The organism is Bremerella volcania, assembly GCF_007748115.1.
GTDB classification, from domain to species: Bacteria; Planctomycetota; Planctomycetia; order Pirellulales; family Pirellulaceae; genus Bremerella; species Bremerella volcania.
Map to the genome: position 1 here is coordinate 706718 of NZ_CP036289.1, position 15354 is coordinate 722071.

Consider the following 15354-nt stretch of genomic DNA (forward strand, 5'->3'; position numbering starts at 1 on the left):
GAGATTATTTTCCGCGGCGCTGTTTCTGAAGCTGATTCCAATCCCAAACTCCGCATCGCTCGGCCCAAGCCTCCCATGCTTCGGCAAGCTCCTGCGTTTTCTCTGGATGAGACTGGTTGAGGTTGGTCGTTTCCGTACGATCATCTTTCAGGTTGTACAGCGACCAGGGGCCATTCTTGATTCGAACGGCTTTCCAGTCGCCTCGACGAATGGCCTGGTTTCCTTCGTGTTCCCAAAACAGATCGCGAGACGGGACAGCTTTGGTCGACGAGAATTGATTGGCGAAGCTTTGCCCTTCTAGAGGAATCGTCGTCTTGCCGTTTCGCTTGTCCGGATAGGTCGCTCCGGCAACTTCCAAAAGGGTTGGCATGACGTCAATGACGTGACTGGGAGCACTAACCAGGCGTCCGTCGTTTCGTACGCCCCGCGGCCAGTGAATGATCAGCGGCGAAGAAATTCCTCCTTCGCGCGTGTCCATCTTGAACTTGCGAAACGGAGTATCGTTGGCATTTGCCCATTCTAGACCGACACTGGCGTACGAGAGACCAGTTCCGATCGGAGCGTCCTTCTTACCGCGACTGAAGCCGCCTGGTCCCCCTTCGGCCGAGCAGCCATTGTCGGAAAGAAAGACGAATAGCGTGTTCTCGTACTGCTCCAACTCTTTGAGCTTGGCGATCAACTTGCCAACGTTTTCATCAATGCAAGTGATCTGGGCGGCATAGATTTCCATGCGATGTGCCAGATCTTCTTGAGCAGACTGGGGCATCTTTTCCCACGCTTTGGCGTCTTTGTCGCGATCGCTCAATTTGGTGCCGCTTGGGAAAAGTCCCATTTTCGTTTGTCGAGTGAATCGTGCGTCACGGGTTGCATCCCATCCTTGATCGTACTTGCCTTCGTAGCGAGCGATGTCTTCCGGCTTTGCCTGTAGTGGCCAATGGGGAGCAATGTGTGCCAGGTAAAGAAAGAACGGCTTTTGGGTCTCGTTGACTGCTTCGTCGATGAACTCCATCGCACGATTGGTCAGGTCATCGGTGATGTAAAAGTCGTCTGGTAGCTCGATCTTTTCCTCGTTGTCGACGAAGAATACGGTGTTCCGGATCTCAAGCGTGTCTTTAAAGTAGACACCACCGCCTGACGGCGTTCCCCAGTAGCGATCAAAACCTCGCTTGGTCGGCCAGTGTTCCGGTTTCGACCCCACATGCCACTTGCCGGTCATGAGGGTCGTATATCCTGCCCCACGAAGTGCTTCGGCAATCGTGACGCATTGGTCGTTCAGATAGCCTTGGTAAGACGGAACACCATAGTCGCCTACCATGTGACCGATACCGGCCTGGTGTTGGTAGAGGCCGGTCAGCAAGGCGGCCCGCGTCGGACAGCAGCGAGCCGTGTTATAGAACTGCGTGAAGCGAATGCCGCTGTCCGCCAGTTGATCGAGATTGGGTGTTTCGATTTCGCCGCCGTAGCAACCGAGATCCGAAAAGCCCATGTCATCGGCCATCATTAAAACGATGTTGGGCTTCTCTTGAGCAATGACAAGCGAAGGTGCGACGGATGCCAGTAAAAAGACAGCCGCTAGTGGCAGCGCGCGCAGGGCGAACCGGTTTAGCATGATTGATTCCAGTGCTTTGGGAAGCCGGATTAGAAGGCAAGGGGAGTGATAGCGCGGACCTGTATTGTCCTCGCTATCGATCACCCCGTCAAATTATCTCGTCCCAGCGGAAAGGTAGCCGCTGGTCAAAAAACGACGCCGCTGCCCTATGGCTTGGCTTCATACTTCTCAATGAAGTCGGCAACCCGTTTGGGGTCGGGATGAGTAAAATGGTGTCCTTGCGACTTTTCGGTCCCCTCTTGGACTTCAATAATCTCGATATTTCCACCTAGTTTGCGATATCGCTCGGCCAGAATGAAGGTATTTTCTGCTGGGGGAACAACGACGTCGTTCAGCGAAACAATGTGCAGGATGGGAATCTTAGCCTCGGCGATTGGGGCTAGAACATCGATCGGATTCTTGTCATATGCCAGGGCTTCCGCTTCCGTGAAGTCATATTCCTTCAGCAAACGTTGCCAGGTCCCACTGCTTCCGACTCCCTTTCCCTTGCCGCCGGGCCAGCTTTTGACGTCACAGACTGGCGTGTCCGCGTAAATGCACGTAACACGATCGGGATGTCGGGATGCCCAGCCGTAGACGAACAAACCACCGCGGCTGACACCTTCCAAGGCGACATGCTTAGCAAGTCCCTTTTCGGTCACGAAATCGTAGAAGTTGTCCCAGTGCTTCATTGCTTTCGGGCTACCAAGCATGTCATTCGTGTTGATGTAAGCGACGTGGAAACCTCGTTCCAATAACAGCAAGTCAGCCTCCGCGTGAAAGCCAGGGAAGCGGGCTCGCCATACCCAGGGGTTACCCTCAGCCGCTTGCTTGGGGACGACAACATAGGCGGGCCGCTGATCGACGGTGAAGTCAACCTTGGCGTACCCGTTCCACTGGGACTCTTTCCCAGGCCAATCGGCAGCCGCGAGTGAGCCAAGGAAGGTTATCGTGAATAAAACGGTCGCTGTAACCAGATGAAGATGACGCACAGTTGGGAGTGTCCCGAGTCTTGGGGGAACGGTCGTTGGAATGCCTGAAAACTGACTTGCAGGATAAGTGCGGATGCCAAGTTCTCTTCCCCAGTTTGACAACCAGTTCAGCGTGCCGCAAGTTTTCGACGCTGATTGCCTTGGACGCTTTGCGAATTATCACTTTGCGAGACATGGACATATTCCCATCGGTCGATCTGCCTCCGGCGCATGATTTGTACCTGGCTGAGTAGTCCACCCGATTGGGCTGTATGGGGCTGGAATTACCTGTTAGCTGCCGCAAAGCTTCTCGCTTTTCTTGAACATATTGGCTAGAATTCACGGGAGATGCCGAAGGAATAGAGAGGCCTACCCCCGGTATCGACACCCTCCCAATACCTGCCGTGACCACGCATTGCGGCCCCTTCCTACCTGCTTAGCGACTGCCATGAAACTTTCCCTACGTGCTTCGACATGCGCGCATCACACGTACATTGCTGGTGTGACGGGTCTGATTCTATTGCTGACGTCAACCATCGCACTACATGCCGCCGAATCGACCTCGCCCAATGCGGTCCGAAGCTTCCTGGAAAATAGTTGTTACGATTGCCACCAAGGCGATTCAGCAGAGGCGGCACTCGATCTTGAGAAGCTTTCTTTTGACCTGGGAGATAGCAGCAATCTGCAGCGGTGGGTTCGTATCTACGATCGAGTTCACCAGGGCGAGATGCCTCCCGCCGATTACGGCGAGGCGGACCCAAAACAGCGCCAAGCATTCCTGGCGGCCACCTTTCATGGACTGACCAATTTTCAAAAGAGCATCCATGCCAAGTATGGACGTGTTCGCGGACGCCGTCTGACCCGAAAGCAAATTGAACGCTCGATGCAAGATCTACTGGGCATCGACATTCCGCTATTGGACTATCTGCCGGAAGAGCAAAAGACGGAAGGATTCACGACCGTTGCCTCAGGACAAGGGATGTCACATTTTCAGTTGGCTGCTCATCTTGAGACAGTCGATGTGGCGCTCGATGAGGCGTTTCGCCGCGCACTTAGTCCTGAAGATGAATACGAACGGGACTTCGATGCTCAAGGGGTTGCTCGAACGAGCCCTCAACGACGCTGCCGCGAGCCGGAAATGCGAAAGGGCAAGGCGGTCATATGGAGTTCAGGCCTAATCTACTACGGCCGTCTGCCGGCCACTACGGCGAAAACCGATGGATGGTTTGAATTTGAAGTGACCGTTTCCGGGGTCAAGTTGCCAAAGACAGGCGGCGTCTGGTCGACCGTTCGTAGTGGCCCGTGCGTTTCGAGTGCTCCGCTGCTTGCTAATGTGACAACGTTCGAGGCGATGGAAGAGCCTAAGGTGGTCAAGTTCACGACATGGCTTCCCAAGGGGCACATGCTCGAGATTCGCCCAGGAGACACGACCTTAAAGAAGGGACGTTTCGCTGGCGGTCAGGTAGGTGTCGGCGAAGGGGAACCACAAGACCTTCCCGGTATCGCGTTTGATCGCGTGACCATGAAACAGATTCACCTGAACGGTGACGACAATCAGGTTCGCGAATTCTTATTTGGTGACTTGAAGGTCGAGCCGCAGAAAGATAAACGTAAGCCATGGAAGGTGACGAGCTCGAACCCCAAGGCAGACGCGGAACGCCTGCTGACGCGATTTGCCAGCCGTGCCTTCCGGCGTCCGGTTACCTCCGACGAGATGCAGCCGTATCTTGCCGAGGTCAATGCAGCGATCGATGGCAAAGCCGATTTTGTCAACGCGATTCGTCTGGGTTACCGTGCGCTCTTGTGCTCGCCTCGGTTTATCTATTTTGCGGAAGAACCGGGCTCGCTCGACGATTACGAGATCGCTACTCGCCTCAGCTATCTTCTGACCGGCAGTACGCCGGATGATCAGCTGATGCAGTTGGCCGCGGCCGGTAAGATGCGTGACACCGAAACTCTGAAGCAGCAAACACGACGGCTGTTGTCCGGCAGCAACGGCACGAAGTTTCTTCACGATTGGGCGGCCGAATGGCTCGACCTGGATCAGATCGACTTCACCCAGCCTGATTCCAAGCTATACCGGGACTTCGACCCGATCGTCGAACAGGCCATGCTCAACGAAACAGAGACCTATCTCGGTGAAATGCTGAAAGAGAATCTCCACGTTTCGCACCTGATAGATTCTGACTTTACCTACCTCAATAGTCGGCTGGCCCGCTACTATGGAATTGATGACATCACTGGGGACGAACTGCAACGCATCAAGCTGAAGCCCCAAAGTCGACGTGGCGGTCTGATCACCCAGGGCGCGATCATGAAAGTGACCGCCAACGGCTCGAACACCTCGCCGGTGATTCGTGGAGTCTGGGTCTCCGAGCGTTTGCTGGGTGTCGACGTGCCACCGCCACCGAGCAATGTTCCCGCGGTCGAGCCAGACATCCGCGGTGCCAAGACGATTCGCGAACAGTTGGCCAAGCACCGTAGTCAAGGCGAGTGTGCCAGTTGTCACAAGAAAATCGACCCGGCCGGATTTGCACTCGAGAATTTTGATCCGACTGGCAAGTGGCGAGACTATTATCCGCAGGTTTCGGGGCGTGGCGTCAAGAATGGTCCTGCGATCGACGCCAGTTATGAATTGCCCAGCGGGCAGGAGTTCAAAAACATCGAAGGCTTTCAGAAGATCGTGACCAGCCATCCGCATCGGCTCGCCGCCAACGTAGCCGAACACCTCTTGGTGTATGGAACGGGGGCGACGATTGAGTTCGCCGATCGACCGCAAGTTGAAACGATCGCCAATAAGGCTGCCGCGGACGGATATGGGTTCCGCTCGATTATCGAGCACGTTGTCACCAGCGATCTATTCCTAAGCAAATAACCATCCTCACCAAAAACGGAAAGAGACAAGTCATGTCGCGCCAAGTTCATTTCAACTTCGGGAAGAAGCTGAATCGCCGGACCGTCTTGCGTAGCACCGCCGGTGTCGGGATGGCCATTCCATGGCTGAGCGCCATGCAAAAGGCATTTGCCGGAAGTGAACAGCCAAAGGCCCCCAAGCGGTTCGTCGCGATGACGTTGGGGCTAGGTCTGCATGCCGAGAACCTTAATCCAGAAAAAGCGGGTCGCGACTATAAGCCATCGCGGTACTTGGAAAAGCTACAAGATATCCGTGACAAGTACACCGTGGTGTCTGGCACGTCGCACCCCGACGTTTCTGGCGGTCACCGCGCCGAAGCGAGTCTTCTATCAGCCACCCCAATGGGTAAGGGAGCCCAGGCACGGACGACGATCTCGATTGATCAGTTGTTGGCCAAGCACATGGGACATCACACCCGGTTTCCTTCGCTGGTGCTCAGCTCGTCCGGAAACAATAGTCCTTCGTACACAGAAAACGGATCGATGATACCGGCGGAAAGCTCGCCGGCACGCTTGTTCATGCAGCTGTTTGTTAACGATTCGCCAGAAGAACAGGCGAAACAACTGCACCGTGCTCGTCAAGGTAAGAGCATCATGGACCTGGTTGCCGAAGATGCGAAGTCGCTGTCGCGAGAGCTCGGGGCAGGCGACCGAGATCGTCTGGCCGCGTACTTTAATAGCGTTCGGGAACTGGAAAAACGCATGGTCGAGGCTGAGCAGTGGGCCCACTTACCCAAGCCCAAGATCGATGCGAAGAAGCCCATCGATATCAGTAACCCCAATGACTTCATTGGTCGCCAGCGTCTGATGAGTGACATGATTCGCTTGGCCCTCTCGACGGACTCGACGCGTTTTGTTTCTTTTCACCTGGGTGGAAGTGGCGGCGTGGTTCCGATTGAAGGGGTCGATGAAGGTTACCACTCATTGAGTCATCATGGTCTCGATGAAGAAAAGCTGGAGCAACTAGCACTCATTGAGACGGCCATCATTCATGCCTGGGCGGACTTCCTGCGAGGTCTCGATGGCATTCAGGAAGAAGAGGGCAGTTTGCTCGAGAATACCTCCGTGTTGCTGACGAGTAACCTGGGAAATGCCTCCAGTCACGACAACCGCAACATGCCTGTTCTGTTTGCTGGTGGTGGATTTAAACATGGCCAGCACTTGGCGTTCGACAAGAAGAACAATTACCCGTTGCCGAACCTATTTCTGTCGGTACTTCAACAATCGGGTCTGGAAGTCGATCAGTTTGCCACGAGCACCGGGACGATGCGCGGCCTGGAGGCTGCCTGACTTCCGTCAGGTAGCGTGAGGCTTCGAGACGACCAATTCCCACGGATCTTTCTCACCGCACTTGGTGATCATTGAAGGGAAGCCTTTGTCGAGCGCCTCTCGCCACTGGGCAGGGATTTGCCCTGCGACCGTCGAAAGCTTGGGGCTGCATGGTTTTGATTCGGCTTCGATCAAAAAGAAAACGACCGGTGGGCTCGTCATCCACTGGTCAAAATGATCGGCGACCCTTTGGGTCAGATCTTCATCGGCTTCAGGGAAAGGATTGTCTGCGACAAAGACAATCTCGAACGGTTTCATCATCTTGCCCCATAGCCGATCACAGCCACGTTGAAGGACGCCTGAAAGCCGATGGCGGAGAAAGCTGGCTTGCTCGTCGAAGGATTCTCCAATGTAAGGAGACAAGTCTCCTTCTTGAGAGCAGAGCAGGGGGGTGGTGGTGCCTTCCTGGTCGATGCCGGCGACGTACCAACGGAGTGTGGCCGTTTCGATAAGCACGGTTAGAAGTACGGGTTGTTTGTTAGGCAAGGGCGCTAGTCTCCAGCGGCAGGCTTACAGGTATCGTTGGTCAAATCCTCCAGCAGGTTCCCAGATTGATGGAACTGCTGAAGTAGGTCAGGGTCGACCTGGTGACCATCGTTGCCTAGGCGAAGCTGCTGTGAAATCTGTTGACCCATCGAGACGTATCGCTGTATCTCATGCATCAGTTTCTGGTGGGCTGCTTCCTTCTCGTAAACTTCAGCCGCTTCGGTCAGCAAGTCAATCAGATCGTCAGGATCCCAAGGCTTGGTAACGTAACGGTAGAGGCCGCCGGTATTGATGGCTTCGACGACCGACTTGATATCGGCATATCCGGTGAACAAGATGCGAGTCGTGTTGGGGAATCGACGGCAGCAGTGTCGTGCCAGTTCGGCGCCTGTCATTTCTGGCATCCGCTGGTCGGTCATCAGCACGGCAATGGAGTGCTCGGCCATGATCTGCAGAGCTTCTTCTCCGGACTGAGCCGTGTGCACCGTGAATTGGCGCCGCAACAAGCCAATGAGGGAATGCAAGATGTCCGGTTCATCGTCGACCAACAGAATTGCTGGCTTAGCTTTCATGACTACCTCCCGGTGATTGATTATCGAGCGGTCGTACGGGCAATTGTACACTAAAAGTGGTGCCGCGGCCCAATTGGCTGCGGACTTGAATCGATCCGCCATGGTCCCGAACAATTCCATAGCTGACCGCGAGCCCTAAGCCTTGGCCGCTACCCACGGCACGAGTTGTGAAAAAAGGCTCAAAAATATGGGCCAAATCGCTTCCTGACATGCCACATCCATAGTCCTGGACGTCAATTTGGACACCTTCGTCGCAGCGTGAGGAACTGAGAGTGACTTTTCCACCGACGTCACTGGCTTGAATCGCGTTCAAAAGCAAGTGGTGAAGTACTTGTTGTATTTTGACCGGTTCGCAGAGAATCGAAGGAACGTCTCCGGGGTCGACGATTAGTTCGATTTGTCGAGCCTCGATCTCATGGTGCAGCACTTGCGAGACGGCGAATAAGGCCGCGTTGACGTCCATATGATCGAGCTCCGCCTCATCCAAACGGGCGAAGGAACGCAAGTTCTGGACGATGTCCCGGACTCTTTGGAGACCGGTTAACGAGCGATTGAACAACTCTGGCGACTCGTCTCGAATCCATTGGTAGTCGCACTCTTCTTCCAGTTCGGCCGCCTTCTTGGCTAATTCCGGATCAATTTGGGCGATCTTCTCATGAATCGAACGGTACATATCCAAGAGTTCCAGCGCCGAAGAGACGTCCCGCTTGAGTACCGCCAGGTTGTTGGCTACCAGGGCGATTGGATTGTTAATCTCGTGGGCCATGCCGGCAGCCATTTGGCCTAAGCTTGCCAACTTCTCACTCTGCACCAGGGCGGCTTGGGTTTCACGCAGTTGACGATTCTGCTCGGCCAGTTCTTGTTCCAGACGAACAATACGCTCTCCCTCGCGAAGCCGGACACGCAGTTCATTGTGGTCGACTGGTTTGACCAGAAAGTCATCCGCTCCGGCTTCCATGCCGACGACAAGATCTTCCTTTTCGCTCTTGGCGGTCAGCAAGATGATGTAAACATAGAACGGCAGATTGGCCGAACGAATCCGACGTATCAGATCCAAACCGTCCATCTCCGGCATAACCCAATCGGTGAGCACCATACGAAAGGGTTCGGCCTCAAATGCCTCCCAGGCCTGAGCACCGTTTTCGACTTCCGTGACTTCGTACTTCCAGCCTTCGAGCGCCCGGACGAGAATCCGTCGCATCATCATTCCATCTTCGGCAACAAGTACTCTCATGCAATTCTCGTCTCAACAGTCCCTGGTCCATCTTCCTGGGTTCAATGACAAACGCAATCGTCTTCTGGTGGGTTTTCATCGCTCGCATCAGAAATCAGGCGGCGTCTGCAGGATGCGGCGTGAAATCGGTTTCACGAGGAGTGTCTATGACGGTGTGCTTTTGTATCCGCAAGTGCGGACATTAACTCGTTGATGTTTTGTTTTAGGTCATCCCAGGCATCCTGAAAGTCGCCCAACTCGTTATCTCGCCCCATGAACTCGATGCGTCGGGCAGCAGCCGTCGCCGCATCAGCCGCGAATAACGAGACGGATCCCTTCAGAGTATGCGCGGAACGAATGAATTTTTCATTATCACCGGATGCAAACGCGGCTTGGATATCGTTTAACTGCTTGGGACATTCTGTCGTAAACAGATCGATCATTTCATCGAGGATCTCTTCACTGCCTCCGACGTTTTCGAGTGCTCTTGCACGATGAAATGGGAGAAGGTTTTCTTCGGAGTGATTTTCCGGGGCGCCCTCCTCATTTTGAGACGAAACGACAATCGGCCGAACGCGCTCGACCGCACCGAAAAGTTCTTCGGGGCGAAATGGCTTGGAAACATAATCATTCATGCCTCCATCAAGACAGCGTTCGCGATCCCCCTTCATGGCATGGGCGGTGAGAGCAATGATCGGAATCTTTTGGGAAACGCCTTCTTCCAGACGGCGGATCTCTTCGGTGGCGGCAAACCCGTCCAGCACCGGCATCTGGACGTCCATGAGAATCAGGTCGAAGGTCCCACTACGAAACGCGTCGACTGCCTGTTGTCCGTTTTCAACGGCGGTCACATGATGCCCGCGATTCTCCAAGAGACTTTGGGCGACCTTGCGATTCACGGCGCCATCTTCGGCCAGAAGAATGTTGCGGGGAATAAAGCGTTGAGATGGATCCGAGGCAATATTTCCGCCGTGGACTGAATCGGATCGTGAGGTTCCCATGGCCGATGCAATTCCATTGAGGAGCATCGATTGGGTAATGGGCTTGCTGATGCATTTGGCCACGCCCAGAGTTCGGGCAAAATCAGGGTCGGTGGGACGATCGGCTGATGAAAGCATTACGATCGTCAAAGAGGAGCTATCGGTAAATTGTCGAATGTGACGGACCAATTCGATGCCGTCCATCTCAGGCATCATCACATCCACCAGAGCAAGCTGGTACGGGCTATCGGATTGGAAGGCGAGTTGCAATTCTTTCAGGGCTTCGGAGCCACTACCTACCACGGTAGGTTTCATGCCCCAATTGTTAAGCATTTCTTCGCAGATGACGCGATTCGTGGAATTGTCGTCGACGACAAGCACGCGGAGGTCGTAGAGCGTGTCGACCGCTGCTGGCATTGAATCAGGCTGTTGTTCAGATCTCTTGAACTTCGCGGTGAAGTGGAAGGTACTCCCTAGGCCTGGCGAGCTTTCGACCCAGATTCTGCCCCCCATCATCTTCGTCAGCTGAGAGCAGATGGCCAGTCCAAGTCCGGTGCCCCCATATTGCCGCGTCGTCGATGCGTCCGCTTGCGTAAACGCTTCGAATATTTGAGTTTGCTTTTCTTGCGAGATGCCAATGCCAGTGTCACGAATGGAGAAGTGTAGCGTGATCATATCTCCAGAGAACGACTTGTTCTCGACTTTCATGACGACTTCGCCATGTTCGGTAAACTTGATGGCATTGCCAACCAGGTTCACAATGATTTGCCGCAAGCGACCGGCATCACCGGTCAGTTCATCGGGTACTTCTGGCAAGATTCGAGCGGCCAGTTCCACCCCCTTTTTCGACGCTCTTCCGGCAAGTGTGTGTAGTGTCGATCCAAGCGTGTCTCGCAGGCGGAAGGGCAGTTCTTCCAACTCCATTTTGCCGGCTTCGATCTTCGAGAAATCGAGAATGTCATTCAGCAAGACCAACAAGGCATCGGCTGAACTCTGGACAAGCTTCTGATACTCCCGCTGTTCACTTGTCAGGTTCGTGTTGAGCAGCAACTCCGTCATGCCGATGATGCCGTTCATGGGCGTGCGGATTTCGTGGCTCATGTTGGCAAGGAAGTCGCTCTTCGAGCGATTGGCCGATTCGGCTTGCTCTTTGGCAGAGACCAGTTGCCGATTCATCTCGGTCAATTGATCCGTCATCAAGTTAAACTGCCGCGCGAGCTGCGTTGCTTCGTCGCTCCCTCTTACTGGAACCTTGGCCTCCCAGTCACCTTCACCGATTGCGACCGATGCGTCGGTGATTTCGCGAATGCGACGAGACAAAGACCAGGAGAACCCTCCGGCGACGGCCAATGTGAGTAGTGTCGCAAACAAGGCCAGCGACCAGATGTTCTGCCGCATCGCATGAATCGGGGCAAATACGAGTGCTGCTTCCTGTTGAACCATCACAATCCAATGCAGATTATGACGTTGGTCCCCTTCGCCAATGGAAGTTGCGTAGGCGGCAAGGACTTCTCCGTTTCCATCGGGGCGATGCCTGGTCGCGATGACTCCCTTTTGTGTGAAGTCTTGCTCGAGGTCTTCAAAATACCGACTGCCGTCGGAAAGAGGTTCGGAATGCCCGGCCGGTCCGCGAACGATTCGATAGTCCTGCGTAAAGAGAAAGAACTCGGTGTAAGCATTGCTGTCCGCCCGCGACTGACCGTCAATGATGCTGAAGACATCTTGAATGTTCAGAACCGCCTTCATCACGCCAGCCAGTCTTCCATCGGGTGATTCAATCGCGATGCAGATATCCACCGAGTAGACATGCGCGCTATCGTCAAATGCGACGTCGCCCACGTAAATATGATTCTGCACGGCTTCCTGCCACCATAGTTCATCATCCTGGCGGAAATCGGACGTGCGACTTGTCAACGCGGCAATAGCCCCGTAGCGGTTGGTAACAAAGATCTCGCCGTATACCTGGTAGCCAGTCGCCTCTTGCAGTTTCGCATTACGCAGTCGAAGTTCCTGCGACAGGTCGTTATCAATGATTCCGGCAAGTAGCTCCTGCTGTTGACGGATGTCACCGGTTTGCCAGATCTGGTCCAAGTTCTCGACCTCCGCCGCGGGATCGGCCAACTCGGCAAAGGTCGCGTTCGACTCCGCAAGCGTTTCGCGAACCTGTTTGCTGCGCGCGAGCGCTTGAAGGTTGGCAATGTGGGAACGCAGGGCACGATCGATTTCATCCATCACAGCCGCTGCTCGAGCCGCCGATCGGGCCTCAATCACTTTCGTGAGGCTGCGTTCGCTCACGGCAACCGCGTAGTAGCCAACGACCCAAATTAACAGGGCAGGCAGAACCGTCGCCAACAGCAACTTATGGACGATACGCATGCAGTAGTCAGACAAGTCGTTGGGAGAGAATAGTCACACAATCTCGCAGATAGGAAATCGTGATACGCGACATCCAAGAGCCTGTATTAATTTAAGGCAGAAGAGATGAAGCTGGCAACGTCCGAGCGGTCTCAGGCAACAGATAATCCCAAGTCATGGGAAACTTCGGCGACTGCCAGTTGACACCGCTTTGCCAGGTGATAGGGCCACGAGCTTCCAACGGACGGTGAAGTCTTCCCTTTTCTCGGACCTTTCCTGATCGTTGAAGTCGTTCTTTTCGTTCAGCGATGATTGAAGGCTCGACGGAGCAAAATGGAAAAGCCTTCGATTGGGATTGAGCGAGAGGAGATGGCTATTTCCGCTTAGAGGCCGATGCCGGGACATCCAGATCTTCGACATGATCGGCTTTCGGGAAGTTGAGCTTGATTTCGTAGTCACGAAAAATGACTTGTCCGTCGGGAAACAGGCCATCTTCATCATTGGGTGGCTGGATTCCGTCGTATCCCTCGATTCTTATGATGTAGGGGCCACCGACGATACCGAAGCGAGATTCTTCAGTATCGTACTTTCCATCTTCGATCGTCGCGGTTCCCTGGGGACCTTGGTTTCCCTGAGAAGCATCTGGGGTGAAGTAGATCTTACCGGCAGGAAGCGGTTTACCATCGAATTGGACCTGTCCACGAACATGAAAGGCGGTTGCACTTTCATTGTTGCCGGAACAGCCTGTCAGTCCCGCGAGCAATGCGGCCGCGAAGATGAGGAAACGAAGGGAGCAGCAGGATTGGGGCATTATGAATGCTTTCACGGTTCGGTTAACACTCTGAGACTCAAGGTTATTGGCCACTGGTCTCGCCGCCGGATTTACTCGCCGCAGATTGATAGACTTCGAAGTCGATCGTTTCCGGAACGAATCGAACCGAAGCATCCGACATCGTGAACATGACCCCGCCTGGATGTTCGCTGCTGAAACTGATGTTGTTGAAGTTTCCGCCGGACTCGTTCTGGAGGCCAATGCCGTAGCGAATGTTCTTGGATGCAGCCATGCCGTTGCCATAAACACCGCGAACCCAACTGGCATAGCTACCGTTCTCTCCCCCAATCTCGCTCAGTGCGTAGGTGTTGGATAACCCATCCGTTGCGTCTCGGAACCTGACGCTCTTATCTAGCATCATCATTCCCCCTTCGCAGAAACCACCATGCCCCGAAGGGTTGGGTTCATGGGGATAGGCAGTGCCGGAAACGGGATTCGTGCCGTAGGGCCCCATGACGCCATAGTAGTGAGTTGTGTAGGTCTTGCGTCCATCGCCCAGCGTACTGCTGCCGTGAGTGGTCAGCAGGCGTGGGGAACTGGGGCACATGAACATGTCGATTTCCAACAAACCATGGATGTTTTTGTTGGGACCTTCCTTGTTGGTACCGGCATTCCAGGCACCCGCGTTGAAATTGAACTGGTCATGCAGGGCCCCCTGTTCGATGAACGGAAGAATAAAAGAGTGCCAACCAAGGGTGTTGTCGTTAAGCGCCCCTGGTGGAAGCGTTCCAAACGTATCGTGATAGTTGTGTAGCCCCAACGCGAGCTGCTTCATGTTATTGGAGCACTGCATCCGGCGAGCCGCTTCGCGTGCTTGCTGCACGGCGGGCAACAAAAGTGCAATCAAAACTCCGATGATCGCGATCACCACAAGGAGTTCGACGAGTGTAAATCCGGTTCGTTTTTGCATGACGCAGCCTCTTAGGGGATGATTAGAAAAGATAGCGGAGAAGTAATGTATCCTGATCGCGTGACTACGTAGGGGGATTGCTCAATTGAACATCGAGGCGCCGGACGGCAATTTCGGGGGCATTTCCCTGAGCTTGTTCGACTAAGATTTCCGCTAGTTTCGCCCCGATTGATTCTGAAGAATCAACCGTACGTATTGTTGCCCAAGGAAGCTTGGCCTGGTTCCGGCTATAGACGTCGGAAACGACGATTGGCGTCGCTTGAATTCTTTTCTGTTTGGAGGCCTTGATTGTCTTGGAGGCCGATTCAGCGAGGGGTTGTGAACGGCAGATGAGCCCATTGGCACCTTGCTGGTGAAGAAGGTCACGCGTGGCATGCTGGACGGCCTGATCATCCGTCGGCAAAAAACGGATCGTCAGGTCGCTTGGCGTCAGTCCCAACTCGGCGGCAGTCCGCCAGATCGAATCCAGAAATGGGTGGTCGCCTGGGAGGACCTGGCTACGCATGAGCACGCCCAGCTTTTTCACGCCTTGCTCGATCAGTGACGTAGTGAGCAACCTGCCTGCAGCAATATGATCACGATCGACTGACGGCAGCGCTTGAATTGAAGGAAATCGCGAACCGAAAATGACCGTCGGAAGGCCACTCGCTTGAAACAGCCGCTGCGAGGTAAGGGAAGAGCGGGCCAGGACGAACCCCTCGGCCTGCTGCGAACGGGCCGTCTTGGCGATCAGTTCGGAAACCCATGCCGTATCATCACTACCGGGAAGGTGATTGAATTCGATCTCAGCATGGGGAAGCACGCTTTGAATTCCAACGATCACCCCATCGGCCATCATGCCCTCGGTGGCGAGATACGTGTTGTTGACGACAAGATGCACACGATCGATGGTCCGCTGCGTTTCCCCGTGAATGCCATCGGCGACGAACGTCCCTCTTTTTTGCCGTCGACTCAGGACATTCCGCTGGACAAGCAACTGCATAGCGCGATTGGCGGACGTGGTGCTAACGCCGAGCATGCGTGCGGCATCGGCGGTACCCAGATAGGGGTCGCCCGATTGAAGGCCGCGACCGGCGATATCGGCCATGATCTGTTCGGCCAACTGAATTACGCGAGGTGTGGTTGAACTGTCCATGCTTCTAAGATTATCGCCGAGTTCGAGGATTGCAATATTTATTTCCCTAAATCACCAGAATATTTCTATG

General features: G+C 54.4%; 11 protein-coding genes. 2 read left to right on the plus strand and 9 right to left on the minus strand.

Annotated elements, in window-relative coordinates; all coding sequences use genetic code 11:
* Window positions 1–4: 4 nt before the first annotated feature.
* Window positions 5–1609, minus strand: coding sequence for an arylsulfatase (locus tag Pan97_RS02895; RefSeq protein WP_144970595.1), 1605 nt, complete (start codon window positions 1607–1609; stop codon window positions 5–7).
* Between the two features lie 146 nt (window positions 1610–1755).
* Entirely contained in the window at window positions 1756–2580 is an 825-nt protein-coding gene (locus Pan97_RS02900) for an alpha/beta hydrolase family protein (RefSeq protein WP_144970597.1), read from the minus strand.
* Window positions 2581–3007: 427 nt separating this feature from the next.
* Here Pan97_RS02900 and Pan97_RS02905 point away from each other — a divergent pair, with 427 nt between their 5' ends.
* Window positions 3008–5434, plus strand: a complete 2427-nt coding sequence (locus tag Pan97_RS02905) for a DUF1592 domain-containing protein (protein ID WP_144970599.1) — start codon at window positions 3008–3010, stop codon at window positions 5432–5434.
* A gap of 32 nt (window positions 5435–5466) precedes the next feature.
* Window positions 5467–6762: a DUF1552 domain-containing protein gene (locus tag Pan97_RS02910; protein WP_144970601.1), complete on the plus strand. Its 1296-nt coding sequence runs from the start codon at window positions 5467–5469 to the stop codon at window positions 6760–6762.
* Between the two features lie 6 nt (window positions 6763–6768).
* Here Pan97_RS02910 and Pan97_RS02915 read toward each other — a convergent pair whose 3' ends face one another.
* The 7 genes from Pan97_RS02915 to Pan97_RS02945 form a co-directional block, all read right to left on the minus strand.
* Entirely contained in the window at window positions 6769–7287 is a 519-nt protein-coding gene (locus tag Pan97_RS02915; RefSeq protein ID WP_144970603.1) for a hypothetical protein, read from the minus strand.
* Between the two features lie 5 nt (window positions 7288–7292).
* Entirely contained in the window at window positions 7293–7859 is a 567-nt protein-coding gene (locus tag Pan97_RS02920) for a response regulator (RefSeq protein WP_165698583.1), read from the minus strand.
* Window positions 7849–9093 carry a sensor histidine kinase gene (locus Pan97_RS02925; RefSeq protein WP_144970607.1) on the minus strand — a complete coding sequence of 415 codons (1245 nt, stop codon included), beginning with the start codon at window positions 9091–9093 and terminating at the stop codon, window positions 7849–7851. The genes Pan97_RS02920 and Pan97_RS02925 overlap by 11 nt, the downstream gene beginning before the upstream one ends.
* Window positions 9094–9224: 131 nt before the next feature.
* The gene (locus Pan97_RS02930; RefSeq protein WP_144970609.1) at window positions 9225–12428 is read right to left on the minus strand and encodes a hybrid sensor histidine kinase/response regulator; all 3204 of its coding nucleotides are present in this window, start codon (window positions 12426–12428) and stop codon (window positions 9225–9227) included.
* A 352-nt stretch (window positions 12429–12780) separates the two neighbouring features.
* Window positions 12781–13218, minus strand: coding sequence for a DUF4198 domain-containing protein (locus Pan97_RS02935; RefSeq protein ID WP_144970611.1), 438 nt, complete (start codon window positions 13216–13218; stop codon window positions 12781–12783).
* Between the two features lie 43 nt (window positions 13219–13261).
* Window positions 13262–14149 carry a DUF1559 domain-containing protein gene (locus Pan97_RS02940; RefSeq protein WP_144970613.1) on the minus strand — a complete coding sequence of 296 codons (888 nt, stop codon included), beginning with the start codon at window positions 14147–14149 and terminating at the stop codon, window positions 13262–13264.
* 64 nt (window positions 14150–14213) lie between these two features.
* Window positions 14214–15284, minus strand: coding sequence for a GntR family transcriptional regulator (locus Pan97_RS02945; RefSeq protein ID WP_144970615.1), 1071 nt, complete (start codon window positions 15282–15284; stop codon window positions 14214–14216).
* Window positions 15285–15354: the final 70 nt, after the last annotated feature.

What these genes read in the sequence shown, in the direction of transcription:
- Pan97_RS02895 (WP_144970595.1), bottom strand. Translation starts at nt 1,609, where the DNA reads ATGCTAAACCGGTTCGCCCTGCGCGCGCTGCCACTAGCGGCTGTCTTT.
- Pan97_RS02905 (WP_144970599.1), top strand. Translation starts at nt 3,008, where the DNA reads ATGAAACTTTCCCTACGTGCTTCGACATGCGCGCATCACACGTACATT.
- Pan97_RS02910 (WP_144970601.1), top strand. Translation starts at nt 5,467, where the DNA reads ATGTCGCGCCAAGTTCATTTCAACTTCGGGAAGAAGCTGAATCGCCGG.
- Pan97_RS02920 (WP_165698583.1), bottom strand. Translation starts at nt 7,859, where the DNA reads ATGAAAGCTAAGCCAGCAATTCTGTTGGTCGACGATGAACCGGACATC.
- Pan97_RS02925 (WP_144970607.1), bottom strand. Translation starts at nt 9,093, where the DNA reads ATGAGAGTACTTGTTGCCGAAGATGGAATGATGATGCGACGGATTCTC.
- Pan97_RS02930 (WP_144970609.1), bottom strand. Translation starts at nt 12,428, where the DNA reads ATGCGTATCGTCCATAAGTTGCTGTTGGCGACGGTTCTGCCTGCCCTG.
- Pan97_RS02935 (WP_144970611.1), bottom strand. Translation starts at nt 13,218, where the DNA reads ATGCCCCAATCCTGCTGCTCCCTTCGTTTCCTCATCTTCGCGGCCGCA.
- Pan97_RS02940 (WP_144970613.1), bottom strand. Translation starts at nt 14,149, where the DNA reads ATGCAAAAACGAACCGGATTTACACTCGTCGAACTCCTTGTGGTGATC.
- Pan97_RS02945 (WP_144970615.1), bottom strand. Translation starts at nt 15,284, where the DNA reads ATGGACAGTTCAACCACACCTCGCGTAATTCAGTTGGCCGAACAGATC.